This window comes from Parapedobacter defluvii, assembly GCF_014642075.1.
GTDB lineage: Bacteria > Bacteroidota > Bacteroidia > Sphingobacteriales > Sphingobacteriaceae > Parapedobacter > Parapedobacter defluvii.
Genome location: NZ_BMIK01000022.1, coordinates 24,639 through 48,231, shown reverse-complemented (window position 1 = coordinate 48,231; position 23,593 = coordinate 24,639). Strand labels below are relative to the sequence as shown.

At 48.5% G+C, this 23,593-nt stretch carries 21 protein-coding genes; 14 read left to right on the top strand and 7 right to left on the bottom strand.

The annotated features are described in order from the left end of the window. The first annotated feature begins 109 nt into the window (after window positions 1–109). Complete coding sequence (locus IEX60_RS21165) at window positions 110–1,069, top strand: D-2-hydroxyacid dehydrogenase (protein WP_188753397.1); 960 nt, start codon at window positions 110–112, stop codon at window positions 1,067–1,069. Window positions 1,070–1,071: 2 nt separating this feature from the next. Further along, on the top strand, window positions 1,072–2,157 hold the full coding sequence (locus tag IEX60_RS21160; protein WP_188753396.1) for a metallophosphoesterase: 1,086 nt from the start codon (window positions 1,072–1,074) through the stop codon (window positions 2,155–2,157). A gap of 82 nt (window positions 2,158–2,239) precedes the next feature. Here the strand turns inward: IEX60_RS21160 and acs are convergent, their stop codons facing one another. After that, a complete protein-coding gene (acs, locus tag IEX60_RS21155) occupies window positions 2,240–4,159 on the bottom strand; it encodes an acetate--CoA ligase (RefSeq protein WP_188753395.1) in 1,920 nt (639 codons plus the stop codon). 107 nt (window positions 4,160–4,266) lie between these two features. Between acs and IEX60_RS21150 the strand changes: the two genes are divergently transcribed. Beyond that, window positions 4,267–5,142: a UbiA family prenyltransferase gene (locus IEX60_RS21150; RefSeq protein ID WP_188753394.1), complete on the top strand. Its 876-nt coding sequence runs from the start codon at window positions 4,267–4,269 to the stop codon at window positions 5,140–5,142. A gap of 9 nt (window positions 5,143–5,151) precedes the next feature. On the opposite strand, the gene IEX60_RS21145 is transcribed toward IEX60_RS21150, so the two are convergent. Then, a complete protein-coding gene (locus tag IEX60_RS21145) occupies window positions 5,152–6,090 on the bottom strand; it encodes an NAD(P)-dependent oxidoreductase (protein ID WP_188753393.1) in 939 nt (312 codons plus the stop codon). Then, window positions 6,087–6,866, bottom strand: a complete 780-nt coding sequence (gene rsmA / locus IEX60_RS21140; protein ID WP_188753392.1) for a 16S rRNA (adenine(1518)-N(6)/adenine(1519)-N(6))-dimethyltransferase RsmA — start codon at window positions 6,864–6,866, stop codon at window positions 6,087–6,089. The genes IEX60_RS21145 and rsmA overlap by 4 nt, the downstream gene beginning before the upstream one ends. 87 nt (window positions 6,867–6,953) lie before the next feature. Here rsmA and IEX60_RS21135 point away from each other — a divergent pair, with 87 nt between their 5' ends. From IEX60_RS21135 to miaA, 5 genes are read left to right on the top strand one after another with little or no spacing between them, the layout of a single operon-like run. After that, on the top strand, window positions 6,954–7,175 hold the full coding sequence (locus tag IEX60_RS21135) for a DUF2905 domain-containing protein (protein ID WP_188753391.1): 222 nt from the start codon (window positions 6,954–6,956) through the stop codon (window positions 7,173–7,175). Window positions 7,176–7,223: 48 nt separating this feature from the next. Beyond that, entirely contained in the window at window positions 7,224–8,279 is a 1,056-nt protein-coding gene (pdxA, locus tag IEX60_RS21130; RefSeq protein WP_188753390.1) for a 4-hydroxythreonine-4-phosphate dehydrogenase PdxA, read from the top strand. Window positions 8,280–8,306: 27 nt separating this feature from the next. Further along, entirely contained in the window at window positions 8,307–9,719 is a 1,413-nt protein-coding gene (locus tag IEX60_RS21125) for a CCA tRNA nucleotidyltransferase (RefSeq protein WP_188753389.1), read from the top strand. Window positions 9,720–9,756: 37 nt separating this feature from the next. Continuing rightward, window positions 9,757–10,338, top strand: coding sequence for an IS1096 element passenger TnpR family protein (locus IEX60_RS21120; protein ID WP_188753388.1), 582 nt, complete (start codon window positions 9,757–9,759; stop codon window positions 10,336–10,338). Beyond that, the gene (gene miaA / locus IEX60_RS21115) at window positions 10,338–11,246 is read left to right on the top strand and encodes a tRNA (adenosine(37)-N6)-dimethylallyltransferase MiaA (RefSeq protein WP_188753387.1); all 909 of its coding nucleotides are present in this window, start codon (window positions 10,338–10,340) and stop codon (window positions 11,244–11,246) included. Before IEX60_RS21120 ends, miaA begins: the two co-directional genes overlap by 1 nt. A 1-nt stretch (window position 11,247) precedes the next feature. Here the strand turns inward: miaA and IEX60_RS21110 are convergent, their stop codons facing one another. Both IEX60_RS21110 and IEX60_RS21105 read right to left on the bottom strand, forming a co-directional pair. Then, window positions 11,248–12,318 (bottom strand): branched-chain amino acid aminotransferase, encoded by a 1,071-nt coding sequence (locus IEX60_RS21110; protein WP_188753386.1) that lies wholly within the window; start codon window positions 12,316–12,318, stop codon window positions 11,248–11,250. 78 nt (window positions 12,319–12,396) lie between these two features. Then, window positions 12,397–12,708: a YegP family protein gene (locus IEX60_RS21105; RefSeq protein WP_308420770.1), complete on the bottom strand. Its 312-nt coding sequence runs from the start codon at window positions 12,706–12,708 to the stop codon at window positions 12,397–12,399. A gap of 216 nt (window positions 12,709–12,924) precedes the next feature. Between IEX60_RS21105 and IEX60_RS21100 the strand changes: the two genes are divergently transcribed. Further along, a complete protein-coding gene (locus tag IEX60_RS21100; RefSeq protein ID WP_188753384.1) occupies window positions 12,925–14,703 on the top strand; it encodes an OmpA family protein in 1,779 nt (592 codons plus the stop codon). Between the two features lie 20 nt (window positions 14,704–14,723). Here IEX60_RS21100 and IEX60_RS21095 read toward each other — a convergent pair whose 3' ends face one another. Next, a complete protein-coding gene (locus IEX60_RS21095) occupies window positions 14,724–17,378 on the bottom strand; it encodes a CHAT domain-containing protein (protein ID WP_188753383.1) in 2,655 nt (884 codons plus the stop codon). Further along, window positions 17,366–19,351: a PKD domain-containing protein gene (locus tag IEX60_RS21090; protein ID WP_188753382.1), complete on the bottom strand. Its 1,986-nt coding sequence runs from the start codon at window positions 19,349–19,351 to the stop codon at window positions 17,366–17,368. Before IEX60_RS21090 ends, IEX60_RS21095 begins: the two co-directional genes overlap by 13 nt. A 163-nt stretch (window positions 19,352–19,514) precedes the next feature. On the opposite strand from IEX60_RS21090, the gene IEX60_RS21085 reads away from it, so the two are divergent. From IEX60_RS21085 to IEX60_RS25010, 5 genes are all read left to right on the top strand, one after another. After that, entirely contained in the window at window positions 19,515–20,081 is a 567-nt protein-coding gene (locus tag IEX60_RS21085; protein ID WP_188753381.1) for an RNA polymerase sigma factor, read from the top strand. A 4-nt stretch (window positions 20,082–20,085) separates the two neighbouring features. Further along, the gene (locus IEX60_RS21080) at window positions 20,086–20,811 is read left to right on the top strand and encodes a zf-HC2 domain-containing protein (RefSeq protein WP_188753380.1); all 726 of its coding nucleotides are present in this window, start codon (window positions 20,086–20,088) and stop codon (window positions 20,809–20,811) included. 136 nt (window positions 20,812–20,947) lie between these two features. Then, complete coding sequence (locus IEX60_RS21075) at window positions 20,948–21,925, top strand: hypothetical protein (protein WP_188753379.1); 978 nt, start codon at window positions 20,948–20,950, stop codon at window positions 21,923–21,925. A gap of 201 nt (window positions 21,926–22,126) precedes the next feature. Next, window positions 22,127–22,909, top strand: a complete 783-nt coding sequence (locus IEX60_RS25015) for a collagen-like protein (RefSeq protein WP_188753378.1) — start codon at window positions 22,127–22,129, stop codon at window positions 22,907–22,909. 25 nt (window positions 22,910–22,934) lie between these two features. Beyond that, on the top strand, window positions 22,935–23,591 hold the full coding sequence (locus IEX60_RS25010; RefSeq protein ID WP_188753377.1) for a collagen-like protein: 657 nt from the start codon (window positions 22,935–22,937) through the stop codon (window positions 23,589–23,591). The last annotated feature ends 2 nt before the right edge of the window (window positions 23,592–23,593 follow it).

Genomic DNA, 23,593 nt, shown 5'->3' with positions numbered 1-23,593 from the left:
AAAATATATAAATTCTGCCAAGGGTATCGTCAAAAAATTGAAAAAAGTGGAATATTTCCCGTATTTGAAAAGTTCTTCTTATTATTGAGATTCTAAAGGAAATACGCAAATGAACCTCGTTGTATTAGATGGCTATACCTTAAATCCGGGCGATTTAAGCTGGAGTGACCTGCAACAGCATGGAAACCTGACTGTTTATGACCGTACTGCTGTGCCGGATATTGTGGAGCGTGCAAAAGACGCTGAGGCCCTATTCACCAACAAAGTGCCGCTGGATAAGACTACCTTGGAAAAGCTTCCCAAATTGAGGTATATCGGCGTATTAGCTACCGGTTATAACATCATCGATGTAGACGTTGCCAAACAACGGGGTGTCGTAGTAACCAATGTGCCGGGATATGGTACCAATTCGGTGGTACAGCTGACATTTGCGCTCTTGTTGGAATTATGTCAACGGGTGCAACGGCACAGTGATAGTGTAACCAAAGGCAAGTGGTCGCAGTCGCCCGATTTCTGTTTCTGGGAATACCCGTTGGTTGAACTTTCGGGGAAAACATTGGGTATCATCGGATTTGGTGATATCGGCCAGCAAGTGGCCGATGTAGCATCGGCATTTGGAATGAAAATACTGGGATATAGCCGCACAAAGACCGATCAATCCCATCGCCGTAATTTCAGCTGGGCGAGTTTGGATGAATTGTTGGAACAGTCGGACGTGGTGAGTATCCATTGTCCGCTTACTCCACAGACAAAGGGATTGATCCATGCCGGAACGCTGGCCAAAATGAAAGCGAGTGCCTTTCTGCTCAATACGTCCAGAGGTCCGATTATCGTAGAAGAAGATTTAGCCGATGCACTGAAGCGTGGACAATTGGCCGGAGCCGGACTGGACGTCCTATCCACCGAGCCTCCTCCTTCGGACCATCCGTTGTTTGGTATCGAAAGTTGCCTCATTACGCCTCATATTGCCTGGGCTACCCGCGAGGCAAGAAGTCGCATGATGAAAATGGTGGTTTCAAATTTGGCGGCATTTCTTGAGGGTAAATCTATAAATGTAGTAAATCTTTAATCATGCGTACTCCTTACTTCATCCGGCTATTAGCCATTGTTTTTATTGGTTTTTCAACGCTCGGTGGCAAGGCACAGATCGCTTCTTATCAGCCGCCCACATTAAGCAACCCCCGCTCCTGGTCGTTGGTGTTGCTACCTGACCCGCAGAGTTACGTAAAGTTTGAACGCAATCAGGGGATTTTGGAACTGATGACGGGATGGGTCAGTGAACAGATTGAGCCATTGAATATCGGTATGGTACTGTGCACGGGCGACTTGGTGGAACACAACGATTGGCTGAATCCGAATGGAACTCAAGCCAATCAACCTGGAAAGAAACAATGGGAAGCGGTGGCAGGTGCATTTAGCCGATTGGATGGAAAGGTACCCTATATCGCAGCGACAGGTAATCACGATTATGGTGTAAAGAGTATCGAATACCGCCGGACGAATTATAACCACTACTTTCCGGTGGATAAGAATCCCTTATCGCAACGGCTATTGCGGGATGTTGGGATTGACAATGACGGTTATCCATCGCTGACCAATGCAACATACGAGTTTATGAGTCCTCACGGACGCAAATTTCTCTTCATGGTGCTTGAATTCGCACCGAGGGATACCGTGCTCCGTTGGGCATTGGAAATTGTCAATCAGGAAAAGTATGCGGATTATACGGTTGTCCTATTAACCCATTCGTTCCTTAATGCCGGGGGTGAACACATCGTCAAGGAAGGTTATCCCATCACCGATGGAAACTATGGTGCCGCAGTTTGGGAGAAACTGGTAAAGCCTTCAAAAAATATCCAACTGGTGTTCAGCGGGCATATCGGTAAACCCGATGATATACTGGGGCATATCGGATTCCGGACAGATACCAACGCCGCCGGAAAACGTGTACAGCAGATGGTGTTCAATGCGCAGGCATTGGGTGGTGGATGGCACGGCAACGGAGGAGACGGTTGGTTACGCTACCTGGAATTTTTACCAGACGGGAAGACGGTCAATGTCAGGACCTTTTCACCGTTGTTTGCCATCTCTCCTTCTACACGGCAACATGCGTGGCGCACGGCCGAATACGACCAGTTTACATTTGAGCTGGATTAAAAAAGATAGGACACGGAGGACGCAGATTGAGCAGATCCATCATAAATCCGTTTTTTCCGCGTCATCCGTGTTCAATACTCCCTTATCCCCGTAGCTTTTCTGCACCTTCCTTGATTTCATCCACCACGCCCGGGTCAAGTAGCGTCGTCGTGTCTCCCAGATTCGAGGTGTCTCCTTCGGCAATTTTCCGCAAAATGCGCCGCATGATTTTCCCCGAGCGCGTTTTAGGTAGACCGCTTACAAACTGGATCTTATCCGGCTTGGCAATGGCACCTATGATACGGCTTACCGTTTGGTTGATGTCCTGACGGGTAAGATCTTCGTCGACATGGTGTCCGGAGGCAATCACGTAGGCGTAGATACCCTGGCCTTTGACAGGATGCGGATACCCCACGATCGCTGATTCCACCACATCGCTGTGCATGTTGATCGCATTTTCCAATTCTGCGGTACCAATGCGGTGTCCAGAGACATTCAGCACATCGTCTACCCGTCCTGTAATGCGATAGTACCCATCTTCATTGCGTAAGCAGCCGTCGCCGGTGAAATACATATTTTCATAAGCGGAGAAATACGTCTGCCTGCAGCGCTCGTGGTCGCCATACGTAGTACGGATCATCCCCGGCCACGGGAATTTGATACAGAGATTTCCGCTTACGCCATTGCCCTGCAGTTCCTTTCCATTTTCATCCACCAGAACAGGTTGTACGCCCGGAAGCGGAAGCATGGCATAACTCGGGATGGTGGGGGTGACCCCGGCGATGGGCGAGATCAGGATACCACCGTTTTCAGTTTGCCACCAGGTATCCACAATGGGAGCTTTTCCTTTCCCGATTTTTTCGTTGTACCAATTCCAGGCTTCCTCGTTGATGGGTTCGCCCACACTGCCGAGTTTTCGGATACTGCTAAGGTCTTTTCCGTCAACGTATTCATCGCCTGCGGCCATCAAGGAGCGGATCGCTGTTGGCGCCGTATACAGGATATTCACTTTATGCTTATCCACAATATCCCAGAAACGTCCCGCGTCTGGCCACGTGGGTATTCCTTCAAACATCAATGAGGTTGCTCCCTGGGATAGCGGGCCATAGATGATATACGAGTGTCCGGTAATCCATCCGATATCGGCGGTACAGAAATAAACTTCATCCGGTTGGTATTGGAATACATTGGCAAAGGTGTACCCTGTATAAACCATGTAACCGCCGCAGGTATGTACAACTCCCTTGGGTTTGCCGGTAGATCCCGAGGTGTAAAGAATGAATAGCATATCTTCGGCATCCATCTCCTCTGCGGGGAAAGCGGGGTTGCCCTGGGTTTCTACTTTTTTAATCTCGTCTTCCCACCATACATCGCGGCCTTTGATCATGGATACCGGTGTGCGGGTACGGGTAAGTACAATCACGCGGTCTACGGATTTGCACTGTACCAATGCATCGTCGACGATGTTTTTTAGCTCAATGGTTTTCGTGCCGCGGAAACCACCATCCGATGTGATGACCAATCGGCAACCCGTGTCGTTAATGCGGTCTGCAATTGATTGTGCTGAGAATCCACCAAAAACTACGGAGTGAATCGCTCCGATACGGGCACAGGCAAGTACCGAAATGACCAATTCAGGTACCATCGGTAGGTAAATGCACACACGATCCCCTTTGCGGACACCATTGTTTTTGAGTACATTGGAAAATTGCTCTACTTTTTCCAGCAGTTGCTTGTAGGTAAGCACACGATGGGCCTCGTTGGGATCGTTGGGTTCCCAAATAATGGCCGGCTTGTCACCGAGTTTGTAAATGTGCCGGTCGAGGCAGTTTTCAGTAATATTGAGTCGAGCACCCTCAAACCATTTGATCTTGGGCTCCTTAAAATTCCACTCCAATACCCGGTTCCACTTGCGCTTCCAATAAAAATGCGCTGCGATTTCTGCCCAAAAATCCTCGGGTTTTTCAACACTCTTTTGGTAAACCCGTTGATATTCCTCAAACGATTTGATTTGTAAATCCATGTTTAGTTTAACTTTTTATGTGTTATTTTGCTGGACACATTGGCCTAATTTGGTTTTATTGCTGGCTAATTTACACACTTTTTGTAAAAAAGAGAATTTTCTGCCAAATGCTTCGAAATTACGCACAGCGGATTTTAGACATGTTATTATTTAGTAATGTGTTCATTGCCCTGTGTGCCGTTGCACAAGGCGGGATGATTTATCTTTTGCTTGCACTGCCTTTCAATGGAGAAGTATTGACCATATTGGGATGTTCGACGCTGGCGCTGTACAATTTCAGCATGATATTGGCCAAACCCCCGCAGCCGGATAAATCACGTTTCCGTCGTGTGCGTTGGGTATTTACACACGAGCGTTCGCTTTGGATCTGGACTGGGATTGCAGTGGTTGTATTGGTCGTGTTGGGATTGCGGCTACACCGGCCATCGTTTCTGCTGTTAGGTTTCATGGGGGCAATGGGTGTTGCCTATAACCTTCCCGTACTTCCAATCCGGGGTAAACGGCACTGGACAGGGTTACGTCAGATTACCGGGCTTAAGCTATTTTACATCGGTTTGATGTGGGCGATGAGCAATGTGCTACTTCCCGTAGCGGAAGCCTATCACGATGGTTTTGCTATTGATACGGGGCAGGTGGCCCAATTATTCGCATGGGTGTTTTTATTTATCGTGGCTATCACGATTCCTTTTGATATCCGCGATATTTATCAGGACAAATACTATGGACTCAAAACCATTCCGGTTATGGTCGGCGAGCGTAAGGCGTTGGCGCTATCTGCAATGTTATTGATTTTGCATACCGGTTGGATTTGGTTAAGCAGGTACCCCCTACCCGTTCGTTTGGGGTTATCGTCGGTATCCCTGCTCTGCTTGGCTGTAATTTTATTTCCGCTGGTGAAAAAAAATGAATACTATTATTTCCTGCTGTTGGATGGAATGATGGCAATTCAGTTCTTGGTGATGTGGGGAGTGAGCGGTAGCTAGCGGGGATATTTAATCTAAAAATGCAATTACTTTATTCACCAACACATCCGCAATTTTAAAGTAGCTTTCCACACTCCAGCCGGCTACGTGCGGGCTTAATGCCACTTTTTCGTGTTGTGTCAAGGGAATAAACCATGGCTGTTGCGTCAAGTCAGGAATTTTTTCTACGGGCAATACGTCAAATGCAGCCCCCAATATCCGGCCTTCGTCAAGTGCCTTCAGAATCGAGGGAATGTTGACGATTTCTCCCCGTGCACCATTGAGAAAGAAAATAGGTTTGCGAAAGAGGTGTAGGTATTCATCGTCTACCAAGTTGCGTGTCTCGTGGGTAAGGGGAATGTGAAGGCTAAGCACGTCGGCCCGCTTGACCACTTCTTCCATGCTTACCTCAGTCGCATAGGTATCGCTGAATCCGGTTTTGTACTTATCATATGCAATTACCGTCACGTCGAATCCGGATAATTTGCGGGCCATGGCCTGCCCATTATTACCATAGCCGATCAGGGCGACTGTTCGGCCGCCCAATTCCACTCCGCGGTTTTCCTCGCGTCGCCACAATCCGCTTTTTACTTCCATATTGCCGCGGTTGAGGTTGTTCATCAGTCCCAATAGCATGCCCACCATGTGTTCGCCTACTGCATCACGGTTGCCCTCGGGTGCATTGAGCAATGTGATTCCCTTTTGCAATGCGTGACGTTCGTCAATGTTGTCCATGCCCGCTCCGCCGCGGGCAATAAAAGTCAATTGTGGAGCGGCGTCGATGAAGGCAGCATCGACTTTAAATTTGGATCGGATAACCAATCCGGTATACTGGGGTATAATTTGCAGGGTTTCTTCTTTATTAATTGTGGGACGATAGTCAAATGCAATATGTTTGCCTTGCAGCTTCTCCATAAATATGGGATGAATGTCATCCACGATCAGTACTTTCGTAGGAAGTGTTGTCATAAGCGTTGGGAAATTTCGTTCGTCAATGTGGTAAAGTCGGTTACAGAAAGCCGTTCGGCACGTAGATCGTACAGCGGGTTACTACCCATCCGGTCTTTCGGAATAAGGCCTGCCAGTGCATTGCGTAATGTTTTGCGCCGTTGGTTGAAAGCAGCTTTAACGACACGTCCGAATAGCAGCTCATCGCAATCCAATGTTTCGGTGGCATTACGTGTAAGCCGGATGACACCCGAAAGCACTTTCGGGGGAGGGTTAAATGCGCCGGCCTTGACGGTAAAAAGATATTCCACACCGTAATAAGCTTGGATCAATACACTAAGAATGCCATATTCCTTGCCGCCCGGCGGGGCAACACATCGTTCGGCTACTTCTTTCTGAAACATGCCTACAACTTCGACCACGCGGTGGCGTTCTTCCAGCACCTTGAATAGAATCTGTGAAGAAATATTGTAGGGGAAATTACCGATAACGGCTAGTTTGCCCTGAAAATGGGCTGAAAAATCCAACCGGAGAAAATCACCGTAGATAAGCTGCTTGTCTAATTGCGGATAGTGCTGTTTCAGGAATTCAATGGATTCGCCATCGACGTCGATAAGCCACGTTTGATAGGCGTCCTGAGCGAGTAGAAAGTCCGACAGGATTCCCATGCCGGGGCCAACCTCCAATACGGTGTCGTACCCCAGTTGTGGGCGAAGTGCGCCCACAATCTTGGCTGCGGTATTCTTATCCGTCAAAAAATGCTGACCCAGATGTTTTTTTGCGCGGACGCTGCTCATTAATGCTTGGATTTGCGAAAGACCGAGCAAAAATAGCCTTTTTAATTGAAGGCGCCAATATCCATATTTTGTAGCTTTGCAGATGAGATGAAAGACATTGCCAGAATATTGATGTTTGGAGGCGGATCACTTTTGGTGATCGGACTGATTATTTATTTTCTCGGTGACCGGTTAAGGGGATTCGGCAATCTTCCTGGCGATATCCGCATAGAAAAACCGGGATTTAGCTTCTATATGCCGCTTACCAGCATGTTATTGCTGAGCGCAGTACTTAGCTTGATCATCTGGCTCGCTCGTAAATTGTTTTGAGAGCGTCCTTTAAATTCATACTTTTGGTAGCCAAACTAGGAAACGGATATGAGCGATAAACTGAAGATCGGAATTTCGATAGGCGATGTAAACGGTATCGGGTTGGAGGTTATTATTAAAACCTTGATGGACAATCGGATACTGGAATATTTTACACCTATTGTTTATGGAAATACCAAAGTCGCTTCTTTCCATCGCAAGGCACTCGGCATCAATGATTTCAGTTTTCATGTAATCAATTCTCCCGAACAGGCACATAGCAAACGCCCTAATATGATTAATTGCTGGCAGGAGGAAGTGAAGATTAGCCTGGGGGAGGAAAATGAAATCGGGGGGAAATATGCGTTCTTATCGTTGAAGCATGCTGTGGATGACTTGGTGGACGGTAAGATTGATGCGCTGGTGACCGCTCCGATCAACAAACACAACATTCAGCGGAATGAATTTGAATTTCCCGGCCATACTGAATACCTGCAATCCCGGACAAATAGCGAGGATGTGCTCATGTTTATGATTTGTGAGGACCTGCGCATCGGCGTCGTTACGGGGCATATTCCGGTGAAAGACATTGCTCCGAATATTACGGTCGAAGCCATTGTTTCCAAGCTTGCGCTGATGAATGCAAGCCTGAAGCGGGATTTTTGGGTGCAAAAACCGAAAATTGCGGTATTGGGTTTGAATCCTCATGCGGGCGACCACGGGTTGATCGGTTCGGAAGATGAGCAGATCATCGGCCCTGCAATTGAACAGGCAAAAGCGGCAGGAATTTTTTGCTTCGGCCCTTATCCGGCGGATGGTTTCTTTGCTTCGGACACATATACCAAATTTGACGCGGTATTGGCTATGTATCACGATCAGGGACTTATCCCTTTCAAGCACATAGCTTCGCGCAGCGGCGTTAATTTTACAGCTGGGCTGCCGGTTGTACGCACGTCGCCGGATCACGGCACAGGTTACGATATTGCCGGCAAGAACCTGGCTTCGGAAGCCTCGTTCCGTGAAGCAATTTTTTCGGCGATCCATATTGTCAGACAACGGAGAGAACAGGCAGAATTGTCATCAAATCCGTTGGTCACCAAGCGCTTGTCGCGTGACCGGGACTAATCAGCAGGGACAATATCGGAAACTATCATGAAGGAATTTTTACAACATCCCATCTTCTCGCTATTGAGCGACGTTGCCGATGAATCCCAGATAGCTTGTTACGTTGTGGGCGGGTACGTACGGGATCAAATCATGAAACGCGACTTTAAAAACGATGTCGATATTGTCGTCGTCGGAAGCGGTATTGATTTTGCAAGCCGGGTGGGTAACCGACTAGGTGTTAAGGTTAAGGTTTACAAGAATTTCGGTACAGCCATGCTCAACCATGGACCGCTGCAGCTGGAATTTGTGGGAGCCCGCAAAGAGTCGTATCGTTCGGACTCACGTAAACCCATTGTTGAGAACGGAAGTTTGGAAGATGATCAGAACCGGCGCGATTTTACCATCAACGCGATGGCGCTATCACTCAATAAACGTGATTTCGGACAATTGATCGACCCATTCGGGGGAATTTCAGATATTCAGCACCGGATGATCCGGACACCTTTAAATCCCGTTGACACCTTTTCGGACGATCCGCTGCGGATGATGCGCGCGATCCGGTTTGCAACGCAACTGAATTTTAAAATTGATATTCAGGCTGTTAAGGCGATAGCAGAACTCCGCGAACGGATCAATATCATTTCCAAAGAGCGCATCATTGATGAGCTTAACAAGATTGTTTTAGCAGAGAAGCCCTCGCTTGGATTCAAATACCTGTTTGATACCGGTCTGCTAGCAATTATTTTTCCGGCGATGGCGAACCTCTACGGTGTGGAAATCATTGATGGAAAAGGGCATAAGGATAACTTTTACCATACATTGGAGGTGCTGGATAACGTGGCAACGGTAAGCGATGACCTCTGGCTTAGGTGGGCAGCGATTATGCACGATATCGCCAAGCCCGCCACCAAGCGCTTTGACCGGCGGCATGGGTGGACATTTCACGGCCACGAAGATAAGGGGGCTAGGATGGTACCGAGGCTGTTCGCAGCGCTTAAACTGCCGCTCAACGAAAAAATGAAATTCGTGCAAAAGTTGGTGCTGCTGCATTTGAGGCCTATTGTATTGGCTCAGGATATTGTTACCGATTCGGCCGTCAGGCGGCTGCTGTTTGAGGCAGGCGATGATATCGATAGCCTCATGATACTTTGCCATGCTGACGTAACGACCAAAAATGAGTATAAACGAAAAAAATACCGGCAGAACTTCGAATTGGTGAAACAGAAACTCCGTGATGTGGAGGAACGGGATAAAATCCGGAATTGGCAACCTCCAGTTACCGGAGCGGATATCATGGCTGCGTTTGAACTGAAACCCGGCAGGGAAGTGGGAATCATTAAAAATGCCATCCGGGAAGCAATCCTAGAGGGAGATATCGCCAATAGCCGTGAAGAAGCATACCGGTTTATGCTCGAAAAAGGACAGGAAATGGGATTAATTTCAGATATTCGTAATTAAAATAGATTAAAAAATAAAATAATCACAGGGAAGCGTTATGGCCATCTATCGTTTTAGGGTTTCATTCGAAGATTATGATGATATCATCCGTGAGATTGATGTACTGCCAAAGCAGACCTTTCTGGATCTGCATAAAGCATTGCATGCCACAACAGGTTATAATCCGGAAATACCGTCATCTTTTTACGTGAGCAATGACCATTGGAAAAAGGGCGATGAGATCGCTTATTTACCTGACGAGCGGAAAAAAGAACGGGGTGTTGCATTGATGGAAGACTCGAAGCTAAGCAAATTTATCGACGATCCCCATCAGAAATTTTACTATGTATATAACATCAGTCAGCCATTTGATTTCCATGTGCAACTGATCAAAATTCTGAAAGAGGAAGCAGGGAAGGAATATCCCGCTTTATTCAAGAGTGTGGGGCAAGCTCCCAAACTTCCCGGTGCGGCTGTATTACCTACTGATGCGGTTACAAAGAAAGGAGGAGATGAGTATGATTTCCTTCAGGAAACGGAATACGGCATCAACGAAGAAGAGGATTTCGACATGCTGGACGAGGAGGAGCAGACCGAAGGGAAAGAGGAGGAGAACGGGAGCTATGAGGATGAATATTAATGGAGCATGCGGCGGCAAAGACGTTGGTGTGTGTGGTGGGTCCCACCGCTATCGGTAAGACTGCGGTCGCTATCCAGTTGGCACAACACCTTCAGACGGTTATCTTATCCGCTGATTCCCGGCAGTTTTACCGGGAAATGAATATCGGTACCGCCAAACCTACTCCCGAAGAATTGGCGGCGGTTCCCCATTATTTTGTCAATTCCCACCGTTTGACGGATCTATACTCCGCCGGTGATTTTGAGCGTGATGCGTTACAGCTGTTAAAAGAACTGTTTGCACGGCACGATGTCGTCCTGCTGGTCGGTGGATCGGGATTATTTGTAGATGCTGTATGTCGTGGACTGGATGACCTGCCCCAACCACTGCCGGGTGTACGCGACCAACTGAATCGGCTGTATGCGGACAAAGGACTTCCATACCTTCAACAACGGCTGAAGGAAGTAGATCCGCTTTATTACCAAGAAGTAGATATCTATAATCCCCAACGGGTAATCCGGGCGTTGGAAGTCCACGAGAGTACCGGGCAGCCCTTTTCCCATTTTCGAAAACAGCAACGGAGTAATCGTCCTTTCCAGATACATAAACTTGGTTTAAATACGGACCGCCAAAACCTTTATCAGCGCATCAATGCGCGGGTAGACGCCATGATGGATGCAGGCTTATTGGAAGAAGTAGCGTCCTTATTGCCATACCGAAACCTTCCGCCGCTGCAGACGGTGGGGTACGCCGAACTGTTTGAGTACTTGGATGGTAATTGCGCGCTGGAAGAGGCCGTAGACCGCATTAAACAAAATACCCGTAGGTATGCGAAAAGACAGCTTACCTGGTTCCGGAAAGATCCGTTAACCCAGTGGTTTGAACCCACTGATGTAGCGGAAATGAAAGCCTATATTACCGGCGATTAAATCAATCTATAATAAAATTCCATCCAAACTCATCCTCAATACGGCCATAACGCAGGTCGTTGAGGTATTGCAGCACTTTGTTGGAAAACTCGCGCGTAGCGGGATCTGATAAGGTGTATCGTTTGCCTTCGTATCCGATTTCTGTAATCGGGGTAAGTGTGGCAGCAGTGCCGGCTGCAAATGCTTCGGTGACACTACCGTTTTCGATTCCGTCGATCAATTCTTTGACTGACACTTTGCGTTCTTCCGCCTGATATCCCCAATGCCGGGCAATTTCGATAATCGTACGGCGTGTGATACCATGGAGGATGGTGTCTGCTGATGGCGTGATGATCGTGTCGCCTACACGAAATACCAGATTGGCCGTTCCGGCTTCTTCCACGTACTTGTGTTCTTTGGCATCCGTCCACATCAATTGGTCGTATCCCTCTTCCTGTGCAAGCCGCGTAGGATGAAGTGAGAGGGCATAGTTGCCTGCATTCTTAGAAAAACCAACCCCTCCTTCGGCGGCACGGGTGAACTGTGTTTCCACTTTCAGCCGCAGGGGTTTGTTATAGTAGGCACCTACCGGACCGGTGATGATGATAAATTTATACGAGTTGGAAGGATGTACGCCCAATGCTGCTTCCGTACCAAACATAAAAGGGCGGATATAGAGCGAAGCACCATCCGTACCTGGTACCCAATTGCGATCGAGATCGATCAACGCTTTCAGTCCGCCAATGAATATTTCTTCGGGTACCTCGGGCATTTCCAGCCGGCGGGCGGATTTGTTGAAGCGCTCATTGTTTTTGTCGGGCCGGAACATGCTGATCGTTCCATCGGCAAATTTGTAAGCTTTCAATCCTTCGAAAATCGCCTGTCCATAATGCAAGGCAGACGTGGCAGGACTCAACGACAGGTTTCCGTATGGCACGATGCTCACATCCTCCCAGTGGCCGTGTGCGTATTCCGCCACCAGCATATGGTCCGATAAAATTTGACCGAATGTAAGGTTGTTGAAATCGACTTGCGGGAGCCTCGAATGCTGCGTTTGCTCCACCCGGATTGCTGTTGTTGCTGCCTCGTTCATAGCTATAAAATCTAAGGTGTGCAAGTTAGCAAAAAAAGCGGATCGGAAGAAAGGTTTTCTTGCCAATCCGCGTATAAACTATACGGTTTGGTCTTCAATAGTGGCGTCCGGCGCATTGCGTTTTACGGACTCAATCCCCTTGTCGCGCCCGGAAGCAGATTCATACAATTCGCTGGTGCCGATTACCTGGCCATTACGGGCTTTCAGATTGAACATAAACTTTCCGTTTTTCGATTCCTTCCGTTCATAACGGTTGTCATCAGCCGCATTTTTACGTACGGATTCGATGCCGTTTATGGCTGAAGTCTTTGCAACGTATCCTTCGCTTGCTAGGATGACCTCTCCATTACCGGCTTTTAGGTTGAATTGAAATTCCCCATTCTTACGCATTGAAATCACGAATTTTCCCATGATATTGATGAATTGGTTTAAATAATTAATAATTAACCCTTGATAATTGAAAATTAACAAGTTTCTGCCATGCTAATTTAAACATCTGTCTTTTAAATCAAAATTAATTTTTGGTGTTGGGGCATAGGTAACAATCTGAAGTTAGGGTTGATATACTGGAAAAGAACAGAATTTTTAATCGTAATGCAATTTGTTATGAAGAAGTTTTTACTCGGGACATTGGCGGTACTGTTTGTATGGCTGATGTGGCATCAATCGGCAAAATCTCAGGAGCGTGATCCGTGGCAAATCGGCGTATTCGGCGGGATAAGTCCGACGTTGGGTACCTACCATGGCGATACCGCACAGGCGAATATGGGATATGTAGGTGGAGCATTTGCCGATTATTATTTCGGCGGTGGTGATTTCGGCATTGGTGTCGATGCACGGTGGATGCAGCATCCATTATGGGGTAATGACAGCGTGTTTTTCAGGAATGGATTTATGGCGACTACCTTTCATACGGCAAAGCGGTTTCAACACATCGGATTAGCCGCAGGACCTAGCTACCGGTTCTGTACCGGTAGATTTGCTTTGGAACTATTTGCAAAGGGCGGTGTACTATTCCAGCAATTTCCCAACTATGAACGGCAGCTTGTTTATGAAGCAACCGATCCGCGTGGAGGAACGGTTGCGCAATCCCTGATCATTCGCAAAACGGCCAACGCGGCTGACAGGGCGTTAGCGTGGATGGGAGTGGGGGGTGTCCGTTTCAATTACGAAGTAGCACGTAATTTAAGTGTTTTTGTACAGGGAGACTATTTAAGTGCATTTGGTGCACGCTTTGGGGGCAAGTCGGCTGAATTTTTCGTGGAGGAGTTACCGGTTGTCCAACCGTTGACAGCAGTGCATTTCGTTGACAGTCCTTATGAGTTTTTTGGGGAAAAGCCCGAGTTGCGCCGTACGTTTACGCAAGCGCTGAATTTCACCGCCGGTGTCAAGTATGCTTTCGGCCGAAAGCGGGATATTGAGCCAGCCGTATCATCCCAACTGACTGAAACTATTCCGGTCAATTCTGAACAGCCCAAAACTAAGGATGTTGTCATCGTCGTAAAAGATAAGCAAACAGGTTTAGCTTTAAGCGGTGTGAAGGTATCGGTGCATGGAGCGGAATTGGAGCATATAACCACAACGAATGCCAATGGCGAGGCAGAACGCCTGATAGCCGTGCCGGTAGGGACTTATCACATTCAGGGGGATAAAAATGGCATCAAAACAACAGACGTTACGCTCACAGCAGCTGATTTTTCCGCCGCAGGACAGGTGATTTACAGGGAACTGTTGCACGACGATCCCCGTTTTACCTTGGTAGGGGAGACCGTGGAATGCGATACGGAACAGAAGATTTCAGGTATCAATACCACGCTGACCCACGAGGGTAATGATTTCAATATCAGTCAGGTGTCTGACGCTGAAGGTAAATTTATTTTTCAATTGGAGCCTCAGTCAACTTACAATGTGGTAGCCAACCAAGCGGGTAAATATTCGCAGACCGAGCGGGTTTCTACCCGGGGGCTAGACCGCAGCAAAACCCTGTATGTAACGCTAAAGCTTGGTGTCTGCATGCTGGAAGCGGGAGCTTCCTGGGTAGTGAAAAACATCCTGTATGATTTTGATAAGAGTGATATCCGCCGGGATGCAGCATTGGTGCTTGACAATGTCGCCAATATTCTAAAACAAAATCCGACGATGCGCATCGAGCTTTCGTCCCATACGGATAGCCGGGGAAATGACGCTTACAACATGCGCCTTTCACAACACCGAGCCGAAGCCGCGGTGCACTACCTGGAATCAAAAGGAATATTCCGTGGAAGGATGATTGCCCGTGGATATGGCGAAACCCAGTTAGTGAACGGGTGCAGCAACGGTGTGGATTGCCCGGAAGATGCACACGAACAAAACCGTCGTACGGAAATCAAAGTATTGGAGTACTAGTCATGGAAATCATCAAACTTTTAATCGGCTTTTTGGTGTTTGCGGTGAAATGGACGTTTCGTGGCTTTTGAGAGCCACCATCCGATACCGCCCACTGCTACTATGCAGCTCAAGACAAGCAGTGTTCCCACCACCGGCCGGCGTTGGTCGGGGTAAAGAATGGTGTCTGTACCGGTAAACTGGAGCGATGACCAATACCAAGGATTTTGCGCCGCCGCCGGAGCCGAAGCCAGGTACCGACGCTTGGCAGTAGCCAGCGCAAGGGAAGGGCGGCGGGCCTCCGCAAGTGCTTCATAGAACAACCGGGTCAGCAAGGGGGCCGTCGCATCGTCTATCGCCCAATAGGATGCGATGACCCCCTTAATACCTTTACTGAGGAGGGCCTTGTTCAGGCTTTCCATGCCTTCGCCGGGAAGCAGGTTTCCGGAAGCAGTTTCGCAGGCGGCTAGGAAAATCAGTGGGGAAGCTGCCGGAATGTAGCGTATCTGATTTAATGTCACCGGCTGGTTGAGCGCAATATAGGGGCCGTTTTCGCTGTCAGCTACGGCGTGAGCTGCCAGGTGAATCAGCTTTCCTTCGGTCAATGCATGGGAGAAGGAATGATCATTGGCGGCCGTATCCAGGTAACAGGTGGTCTGGAAGTGCCGGGTGAGGTAATCGATTTCCGTCGCCACGAAGGGTAAGTCTGGCAGTCCCCTATCTTGGTAATGGGTTTGTGCAAAGACGGACATTCCGGTACGATAGCCTTCTCCACCGGCATCATCAAGTATTGGAAGCAACAGCGTATAGATATAATGGACTGTTTTCTGCTGTGCAATAAAATGTCCTCGATGGAACAATGCATCGAAGGGGAGGGTCAGTAGCGGACCATCGGCGGAAATGACGATGCGGTCATGAGGAGCGGTCGAAATAGCCGGAAGCAGTTGGGTTGCCAGCTGCGAGGCGAGATCGCGGTATCGGTTCGGATCATTTTCATAGGCTACCGGACTTTCTCCGAAATAGGTGGCCACAAAGTTGGGTAATTCCGCAAAAATTTCCGGTGCAAGATGGAAAACTTCGGTTTGGCTATTTGCGATACTTGTACAATAGGCATCGCCGGTCGGACTGACAAAGTAACTAACGATCGTCATAGCCTCTGATGAAGCGGTAATGTGTCGATGGAAGGCACCGAAATCAGGCGGGGAGAACGATTGAGCAAAATGGTTTTCTGCCAATTGGAGCCGGTAAGCGAGGTTGTCCGCTTCCCGTTCCAACTCTTTTTTTTTCCCGGGGTCATGTTCTTCCGCCAGCGTCCGGAAAATGAATTGCAATCTCCCTCTTAAGTTTGCGTGAAGGGAATCTGCGTCGTTCCACTGGTTGGAACGGTTGATTTCCTGAAGCAGCTGTCTGCCCTTTGACAATTCCGTGATCCAAAGCATGGTGGTGGCGAGCGACTGCCGTATATTTTCACTGTGCTGTTGTTGGTACGTTTGCCACAGATAGGCCATTGCATCACTGAGCAGCGTGCGATTCCACGCTGAGTTTTGGTAATGGCTTTGATTGCTGACAATCAGTTGTTGTGTATAGTAGGCGTTTTCGATCGACTTCACATAATAATAAATTGTGGAGTCAGGCTGAACGTTTGCATAAGCCCGTGCCGTTGCCCAGAGTGCTTCGGTGAAGGTATAGTCGGGGAAGAGGTGCGGAGTGGCCGGGGAAGGTGAAAACAAATGCAGCACTTGCTGGAAATCTTCCCGCGCCTGATTGAATCGTTGCTGCAGCAAATGGAGGTTCCCCCGCGCATAATAATACTTTGCCTTTTCACGTTGTTTGGTGTTTGGAAAATGCATTTCGGCGAGAGCAATAGCCCGGTTGATGGTTCGCTGGGCGGATACTGACTGGTTGTCCTGAATTTGCAGAACGCTCTGCTGGTGCAAAGCGGCGGTGTACCAAATCAATGTGTCCTCTTGCAACGGCCGATTGGAAAATAGCGTGAGAGCCATGTGGTTATAGTGCCGTGCACTGTCCAGGTTGCCGAGGTCCTGATGGGTGCGTGCCAAGGTGTTGTAGAGCAATGCTGCATGGATGTCATTTTTTCGCAGATGGGACAGGCCGTGGGTACAGGCAAGTAAAACGCTATCGGGCAAACCGGCTTGCTGGTAAATGATGGCCATATTTCCATACAGTGCCGGGAGTTGCTGTACGGTTCCCAGTTTTTTCTGGTGGGCAATGGCAAGCTGATGGATATGCAGCGCCTTCTGTAGATCGCCGATCTGTGTGTAGAGATTGCCGAGCGGCTTGGCGATGTACGCGACAAAATCGGGCTCCCTCAGGCTATGCTGGGTACAATACTCTATCGCCATTTCGTAATACCGGGTACTTCCCAGGATATTTCCATTTTCCCGCAAGGCGTAACCGATATTCAGCAACAGCCAGGCGTACATCTCTTGCCCTTCGGCCGTTACAGGTTTAGCGGTAAGCTGGTTTAAAAACGAATCGGGGTTGTGGATGAACTGTTCCGGATGATCATATGCGATATTACCCAACGTTTCCAGTTGGTCAAGTAGGGCAAACGTATCCGTGGGCACATCCGCAATTTTGCCATCGGAGGGCAACTGCGCGGGATATTGACAGCTAAACAGGCTTCCCAGGAAGAGCCATCCAAGTATCGCTGAGATCTTTTCTAAAACCGCCATGCTGCATACACGTGCCCGAATTGCCCCTGATTGCCACCGTACACATACCGTAATCCAACGACAGGACCTAAATAGGTCCGTCCGAAATTGACGTCGGCAAACGGCTGTACGTGAAGCCGCCCCATGGCCAGCCGCTCGTCCGATTGCGATAACGGGGTAGCCATTTCTCCGTTAGCTGTGAGTAAATAATAGGTGCGCGCTTCGGAATACCGGGTATTGATGGTCGTTTCTACCAAGGCACCCAGACCGGCGGATAGCCAGCTATTGACGTTGTATCGTATGTGCAGGGGCACAATCCGTAGTTGAATGAATCGGGCAAGCTGATGTGTATCATACCGCTCATATTCATATTTTTGGATGCGGTCAGTGCCGGGATCCGGAAGCTCAATCACTCCATGGTCATAAACGGTAGCAGATTCCGATGTCCGGTAGGCATTGGCATACACTTCTACCTGCCAGTAGAGTTTACGATACGGTGCTATCGGCGCAAGTCCCAAGCCGAGCAATGGCCCATTTTTCACCGTTTCATCTTTATGCGTCTGTTCCGGTTTTTGGAGGAAATGATGATACCCGGCAAATACGATTGGCGAAAAGCCTTTCCGGAACCTGCCCGTAGCGGAATTTGTTACGATGGGTTCATTTTTGTCGAAATAGATATCGGTATGCCCTTTAAACGACTGGTTTGGCAATTTCTTTTTGGGGCGGACGGTAAACCGGATAAACCCTTGGGTACTGTCCTTGTCATGCACATCCGCTGCTTTAGAACCCGGTAGGGCAATGTCTTTAAAGTGGAACACCAAAGTATCGGCACCCTGGATGCTGTATTGGTAACATGCCGTTTGCTCCGCGGTGGTACAGGAGTCACATTGGGGATACAAGTTAAGTAACTTGAAGGTTGCCGGATCGAGTATCTCCGGTAATTTAATTTCAAGACGTATGTTTTTGGCATCGCCCTCGCCATCGTTTTGGAATTGCACTTTGTAAGTCAGCTCTTTCCGTTTGGATAGCAAACGGTAACTCAGACGGGATTGCTTAAGCGACATTTTATTGGGGTCGTGGGACGTCACAATCGGTACGTCTAGCCGATGTACCCGCGCCGGGCCTTTTTCAGGGATGAATACGCCGGTAATGGTCACCGTGGCGTTGGTATCCGCCAGCATTTCCGGGGTGATGTCCAAATTAATCAACGAAAACTGGGCGGTGTTCCTGCCCGTAACTTCATAGGATGTCACGGTTTTATAGCTGCCATACAGCTCGGCAAAATAGTCGATAGCCTCGCTGCCTTTGAAGTCCAGCTCTTCGCGGATGCCATAATCGGGGCTGCCGCTTTGGGTTACGGTTACGCTGGGTACCGCTGCCCATAGGCTTTCGAGGCTTTTCGGGTCAGTTGACGGTGTGACGACTTCATCGTTATAGGTTGTCTGACCAGCATAGGCAAATCCTTCGGGCCCAAAAATCTTTTCGTTGGTCAGCAAGAATATCTTTCCTTTTTCGGTTGTGTTTATTCCGGCAATGACTACCATGTCTTGCCCAGGCAATGCATTGGCATTTTTGGAAAGTTTAAAGGTACCATCGGTATCGAAAAAGTTCTGTTCCGCAGTAGATGCCATGGGTTTCGGTGTTACCTTGGTTGAATCTACATTAATCTTCCTCGTTGGGCGTTTCGGTCGGGGGCCATTGTCGTAATTATTGACCGTATAGAGAGTCACTTCATAATCACCGGGTTCGGCATATTGATGTTTGGGAGCTTCGTCGGTACTGAAATGACCGTCGCCAAAATCCCATAAGTAGGTATAAAAGGGTTGACGCCCACCCGGAATGCCATTGAGTTCAGGTAAGTCTGCCCCGAATGCGGCTTGGTTACCAAGGAATTGTACGTTAATCTTTGCTTGGACGGTGTCAATACCATCCGCATGTGCGGTTGCATAAATGGTCAGAAGCGTACATAACGTTAGGTAGTGTTTTATTTCCATACGTGTTTAAAAACGGTTCGTAAAGAAACCGGTTTGGCATCGTCCCGATGGAAAAGTTTGTGTCAAAAACCTTCGCAGGCCGCATACCAATTGTGATTTGTGATGTTTTGGCTGAAAAGTAAGAATTTTTTTTATTTTTACCACCATCGCATCTGATTACACCATGCATCCCGATCAACGGTTCATCAACTATTTACGGAATAACGACAGTCAGGGGATTGCGGAGATTTACCGTCTATACGCCAATAAGATTGTTCGGATGATCAGCCATAACAATGGTAATGACGCGGATGCTGCCGATATTCTCCAAGAAGCGCTGATAGACATCTATCGGCTGAGTGCCGATGGAAAATTCGTGCTGACGTGCCCCTTCGAAGCTTTTTTGGTAACGGTCTGTAAACGCAAATGGTTGAATGTGCTGAAAAAAAAGACGCGCAACCCCGTAACAAAATCACTGGACGAAGGATTTACATTCGAACGGAACGATGAAACGGAAGCCAATGTACACGCAGATCAGCTGGAACGGGAAAATGCAGTGATGCAGGTGCTTGAAACGATGGGTTCAACCTGCCGAGACATCATAAAGGCGTGTATGGGGAAAGAGCATCAGGAAAAGGTGGCTGAGCAATTGGGACTGACCTATGGCTATCTACGCAAGAAAAAGAGCGAATGTATGGCACAACTGGGAAAATTGGTGAACGCGCATCCATTGTTTAACCGTGAACAGTAACAACATGGATAACTATTTTGAACATATCCAGGATTATTTGGACGGCACCTTATCTCCGGAGGAGAGGCTGCGTTTTGAAGAGGCGCTGGAACGGGATGTCGATTTGCGAATAGAAACCGATCATCAGCGTATGCTCCGGGAAACCGTTGCAAAGCGCCTTCAAGCCAATGAAGGGGTACCCACATTAGCTGAAACATTACGGACCGTCAGTGCGGCTCATTTCACGAAGATACGGAAGCGAAAATCCGCAACAACCGTGCGATGGCTGATCCCGTTGGCAGCAGCTGCGTGTTTGCTATGGGTGTTTACCATACCCGGTTGGTGGACCACTGATTATGAATCTTTACCTGATATGCCATCGACTGTGACAAGGGGCGCAGACGCCGATGATATGGCTCGGGAAGCTGCGAAAGCATTCAATGCCAAAGCCTATGCCCGCAGTACCCAGTTACTTACTACGTTGGTTGATGCCGATACGACCAATGTACGGAACCGGTATTACCTCGGCCTAAGCTACCTCGGAGAAAAGAAATACCAGCAAAGTGTTGACATACTGCAACCCGTTGCTGATGGAACAGCTGTATATGCCGATGATGCCCGTTATTTTGTGGCGGTTGCTTTGTGGCGTTTAGGTAAACAGGATGACGCACGGCATTACGCGACACGTGTTACCTCCCAAAGCGATTACCACCGGAAGGCTCGGAAACTGGCAGATCGCTTAATGCAGTAGTCCCCGATTTTTCTCTTTTTCATTGCCTGTGCATTTTTTACTGCCGGATGGTAACAATGTACTACCTCCATTGATATACGAATAAAACGGGTCGGAAGTGGTTTCCGGCTGAATGGTTTAACTAAAAAAAGTAATCATGAAAAAGTTTTTATTTGTAACCGGGATCGTTGGAGCATGTACCTTGCTGTTCTCAGCTTGTCATAAAGGTGAAGAGCACTTTACTCCCCAGTCAATCAATGCTGCAGCGTTTTACAATGAACATGGAGCAACCCTTCAGTTATTCAGCGGCGACGCGTCTGCCGGGTTTGTCATTACAGGTGCCGGTGGCACGGAAATCAGTTTTCCGGTCAACGCTTTCGTAGACGAAGATGGCCATGTGGTATCGGGTCAGGTGGAGATCGGCATCATCGAAATCCTGACTAAAAAGGACCTGCTGCTTTCGGGAGTAGCCACAGAATCAAATGGGCAGCTTTTGGAATCGGGAGGCGAATTGTACATCCAGGCACTCCAAAACGGAAATACATTACAACTCAATCCGGATCATGGTCAATGGAGTAATGATCCTGTGCATGTGAAGTTGCCGCGCAGCATGGGGGCCGACCCCGCCGGAATGATTTTATTCAATCAGGGACCGCGTTATGATGAGAATCTGCTGAACGACGACTCGTTTACCTGGTTGGTGTTTGACGAGTCGCCTCAGGCGATGGTGCAGCCCTATTCGTACGACTTCAATATCCCAACTTTTGGCTGGATCAATGTGGATAAGTTTTTGGGTTATCCCGCTGATCAACTTACGTATGTGCATGTGAAATTGACGCCGGGATCGGCAAACGGCCTGCAAGACATTGCCGTGATGATGGTATTTGAAAACCTGAATGCAGTGATAGGTCTCAACTACGATCCGGCAATGGAGTGGTTCGGTACGGAAAGCTTTTCATTGACGCCTAATCTGCCAATCGGGGAAATCATTTCGGTCGCGGTTATCGCGAAAGATGCACAGGACAACCTATATTTTGCTAAACAAGAAAATATCACGATCGCGGCAAATGGCCTTTACACCCTTACCCCGCAGCCAGCGAACCAACAAGACATCAGTTGGCTGAATAATTTGTAATTCGGTTCCTACATCTCACCCTTATCAATCTGGATGCGCCTGCACAAAACGTGCGGGCGTTTTTCGTTGCCGTAACTTGTCGAATCCCGGCGTTCACTCAATAAAATAGGGTGTTCACTCATTCCGAGAAATCGATTGGAAATTATTTGGCTATTTGGCAGTGTCGGAATCACCGATGCATCGTATCAATTTCACGTAGCTATGAAGACACTTCACTTGATCAGATCCGTATTGTTTGTTGTTATGATCGCCTGTTTTTCACCTGGTTGTGAGAAGACGGGAGCAATGGGGCCGCAGGGAGAGCAGGGGAAGGACGGTCCGAAGGGAGCGCAGGGCGACCGGGGCGCTGCGGGGGAAAAAGGGGCAAAAGGCAACCGGGGCAATGCAGGACCGAACGGTGCGAAGGGACCGAAGGGCGACCGGGGCGATACCGGGTCGCAGGGGCCTGCCGGACCGAGGGGGGCGCAGGGCGCTCCAGGAATTGCAAATGTAATTTACTCCGAATGGATCGACCCGACCTCGCTTTCGATCACGCCGGATGGCAGGCTGGAGATCAATGCGCCTAAACTTACTTCGGAAATTTTGGATCAAGGTGAAGTCTATGTGTATTTGAGAAATCCCAGCAGTTCTTCCGGCGCGGTTTATCTGGTGGATGGCTATACCCATTCATATTGGCAATTCCGGTATTCGCTGGGAAAGGGAAAGATTTGGATAGAAACGGTTGAGCTGTTAGCTTCAAATTCGGACAAACAGGCGGATTTGGGTTTGCGCACGCTGGCAGCCTTATTGAAAAGTGTGGTATTGTCAAACCCCGGTCTTTCTAGCCTCACATGGGCCTATTCTGCTTCCTATGTGCAGGAAGCAGATCCAATCATGCGTTACGAATATCGATATGTGCTGGTTCCCGGTGGCACGCCCGGCACCAGTGTTATAAGCCCTACGGATTACCGTAGCGTATCGCGCACATTTCAATTTGAAAATTAACTGATCATTTTATTACGAAGAAACCATGAAAACATTACGGTATTTAATAATGCTGGTGGCTTTGGGCCTTTACACCGTTTCCTGCACGAAAGAAGGCGATGTAGGTCCGCAGGGCGAACAAGGAACACAGGGTGAGCAGGGAGAAAAGGGTGATACGGGACCCAGAGGTACGAATGGTGCCAAAGGCGACAGGGGAGATACGGGACCACGTGGCGCCACAGGCCCGAAAGGTGATAAAGGTGACCGCGGCGCTACGGGTCCGGCGGGTCCGCGGGGTGCTACGGGTCCACAGGGCCCGGCGGGTTCGGTGAATGTGACGTATAGCGGGTGGTTGAACATGCCGCAGGGAGAGTGGGAAGAATTTACCATCAATGTACCTCAGTTGACCCAAGATATAGCGGATAAAGGAGTAGTGGCTGTTTATGCGAAGGTTTATAAAGGTGGGAGTGGCAGTACGGGAACGCTGTTGGGGACTTATAAATTACCATTCAATTCTCCTCACGGTGAATATATTGAGTTTTCAATCGCAAAAAGTGCGATACGGGTAATGTCCAGAGGGACGATGGTCGCAGCTGATTATCAATTCCGGTATGTGCTGATTCCCGGTTCGGTTGCTGCAACCTTGGGGCTAAATTTACAGGACTATGGCAGTGTGAAGGCAATGTTCAGCATGGTAGATTAGTT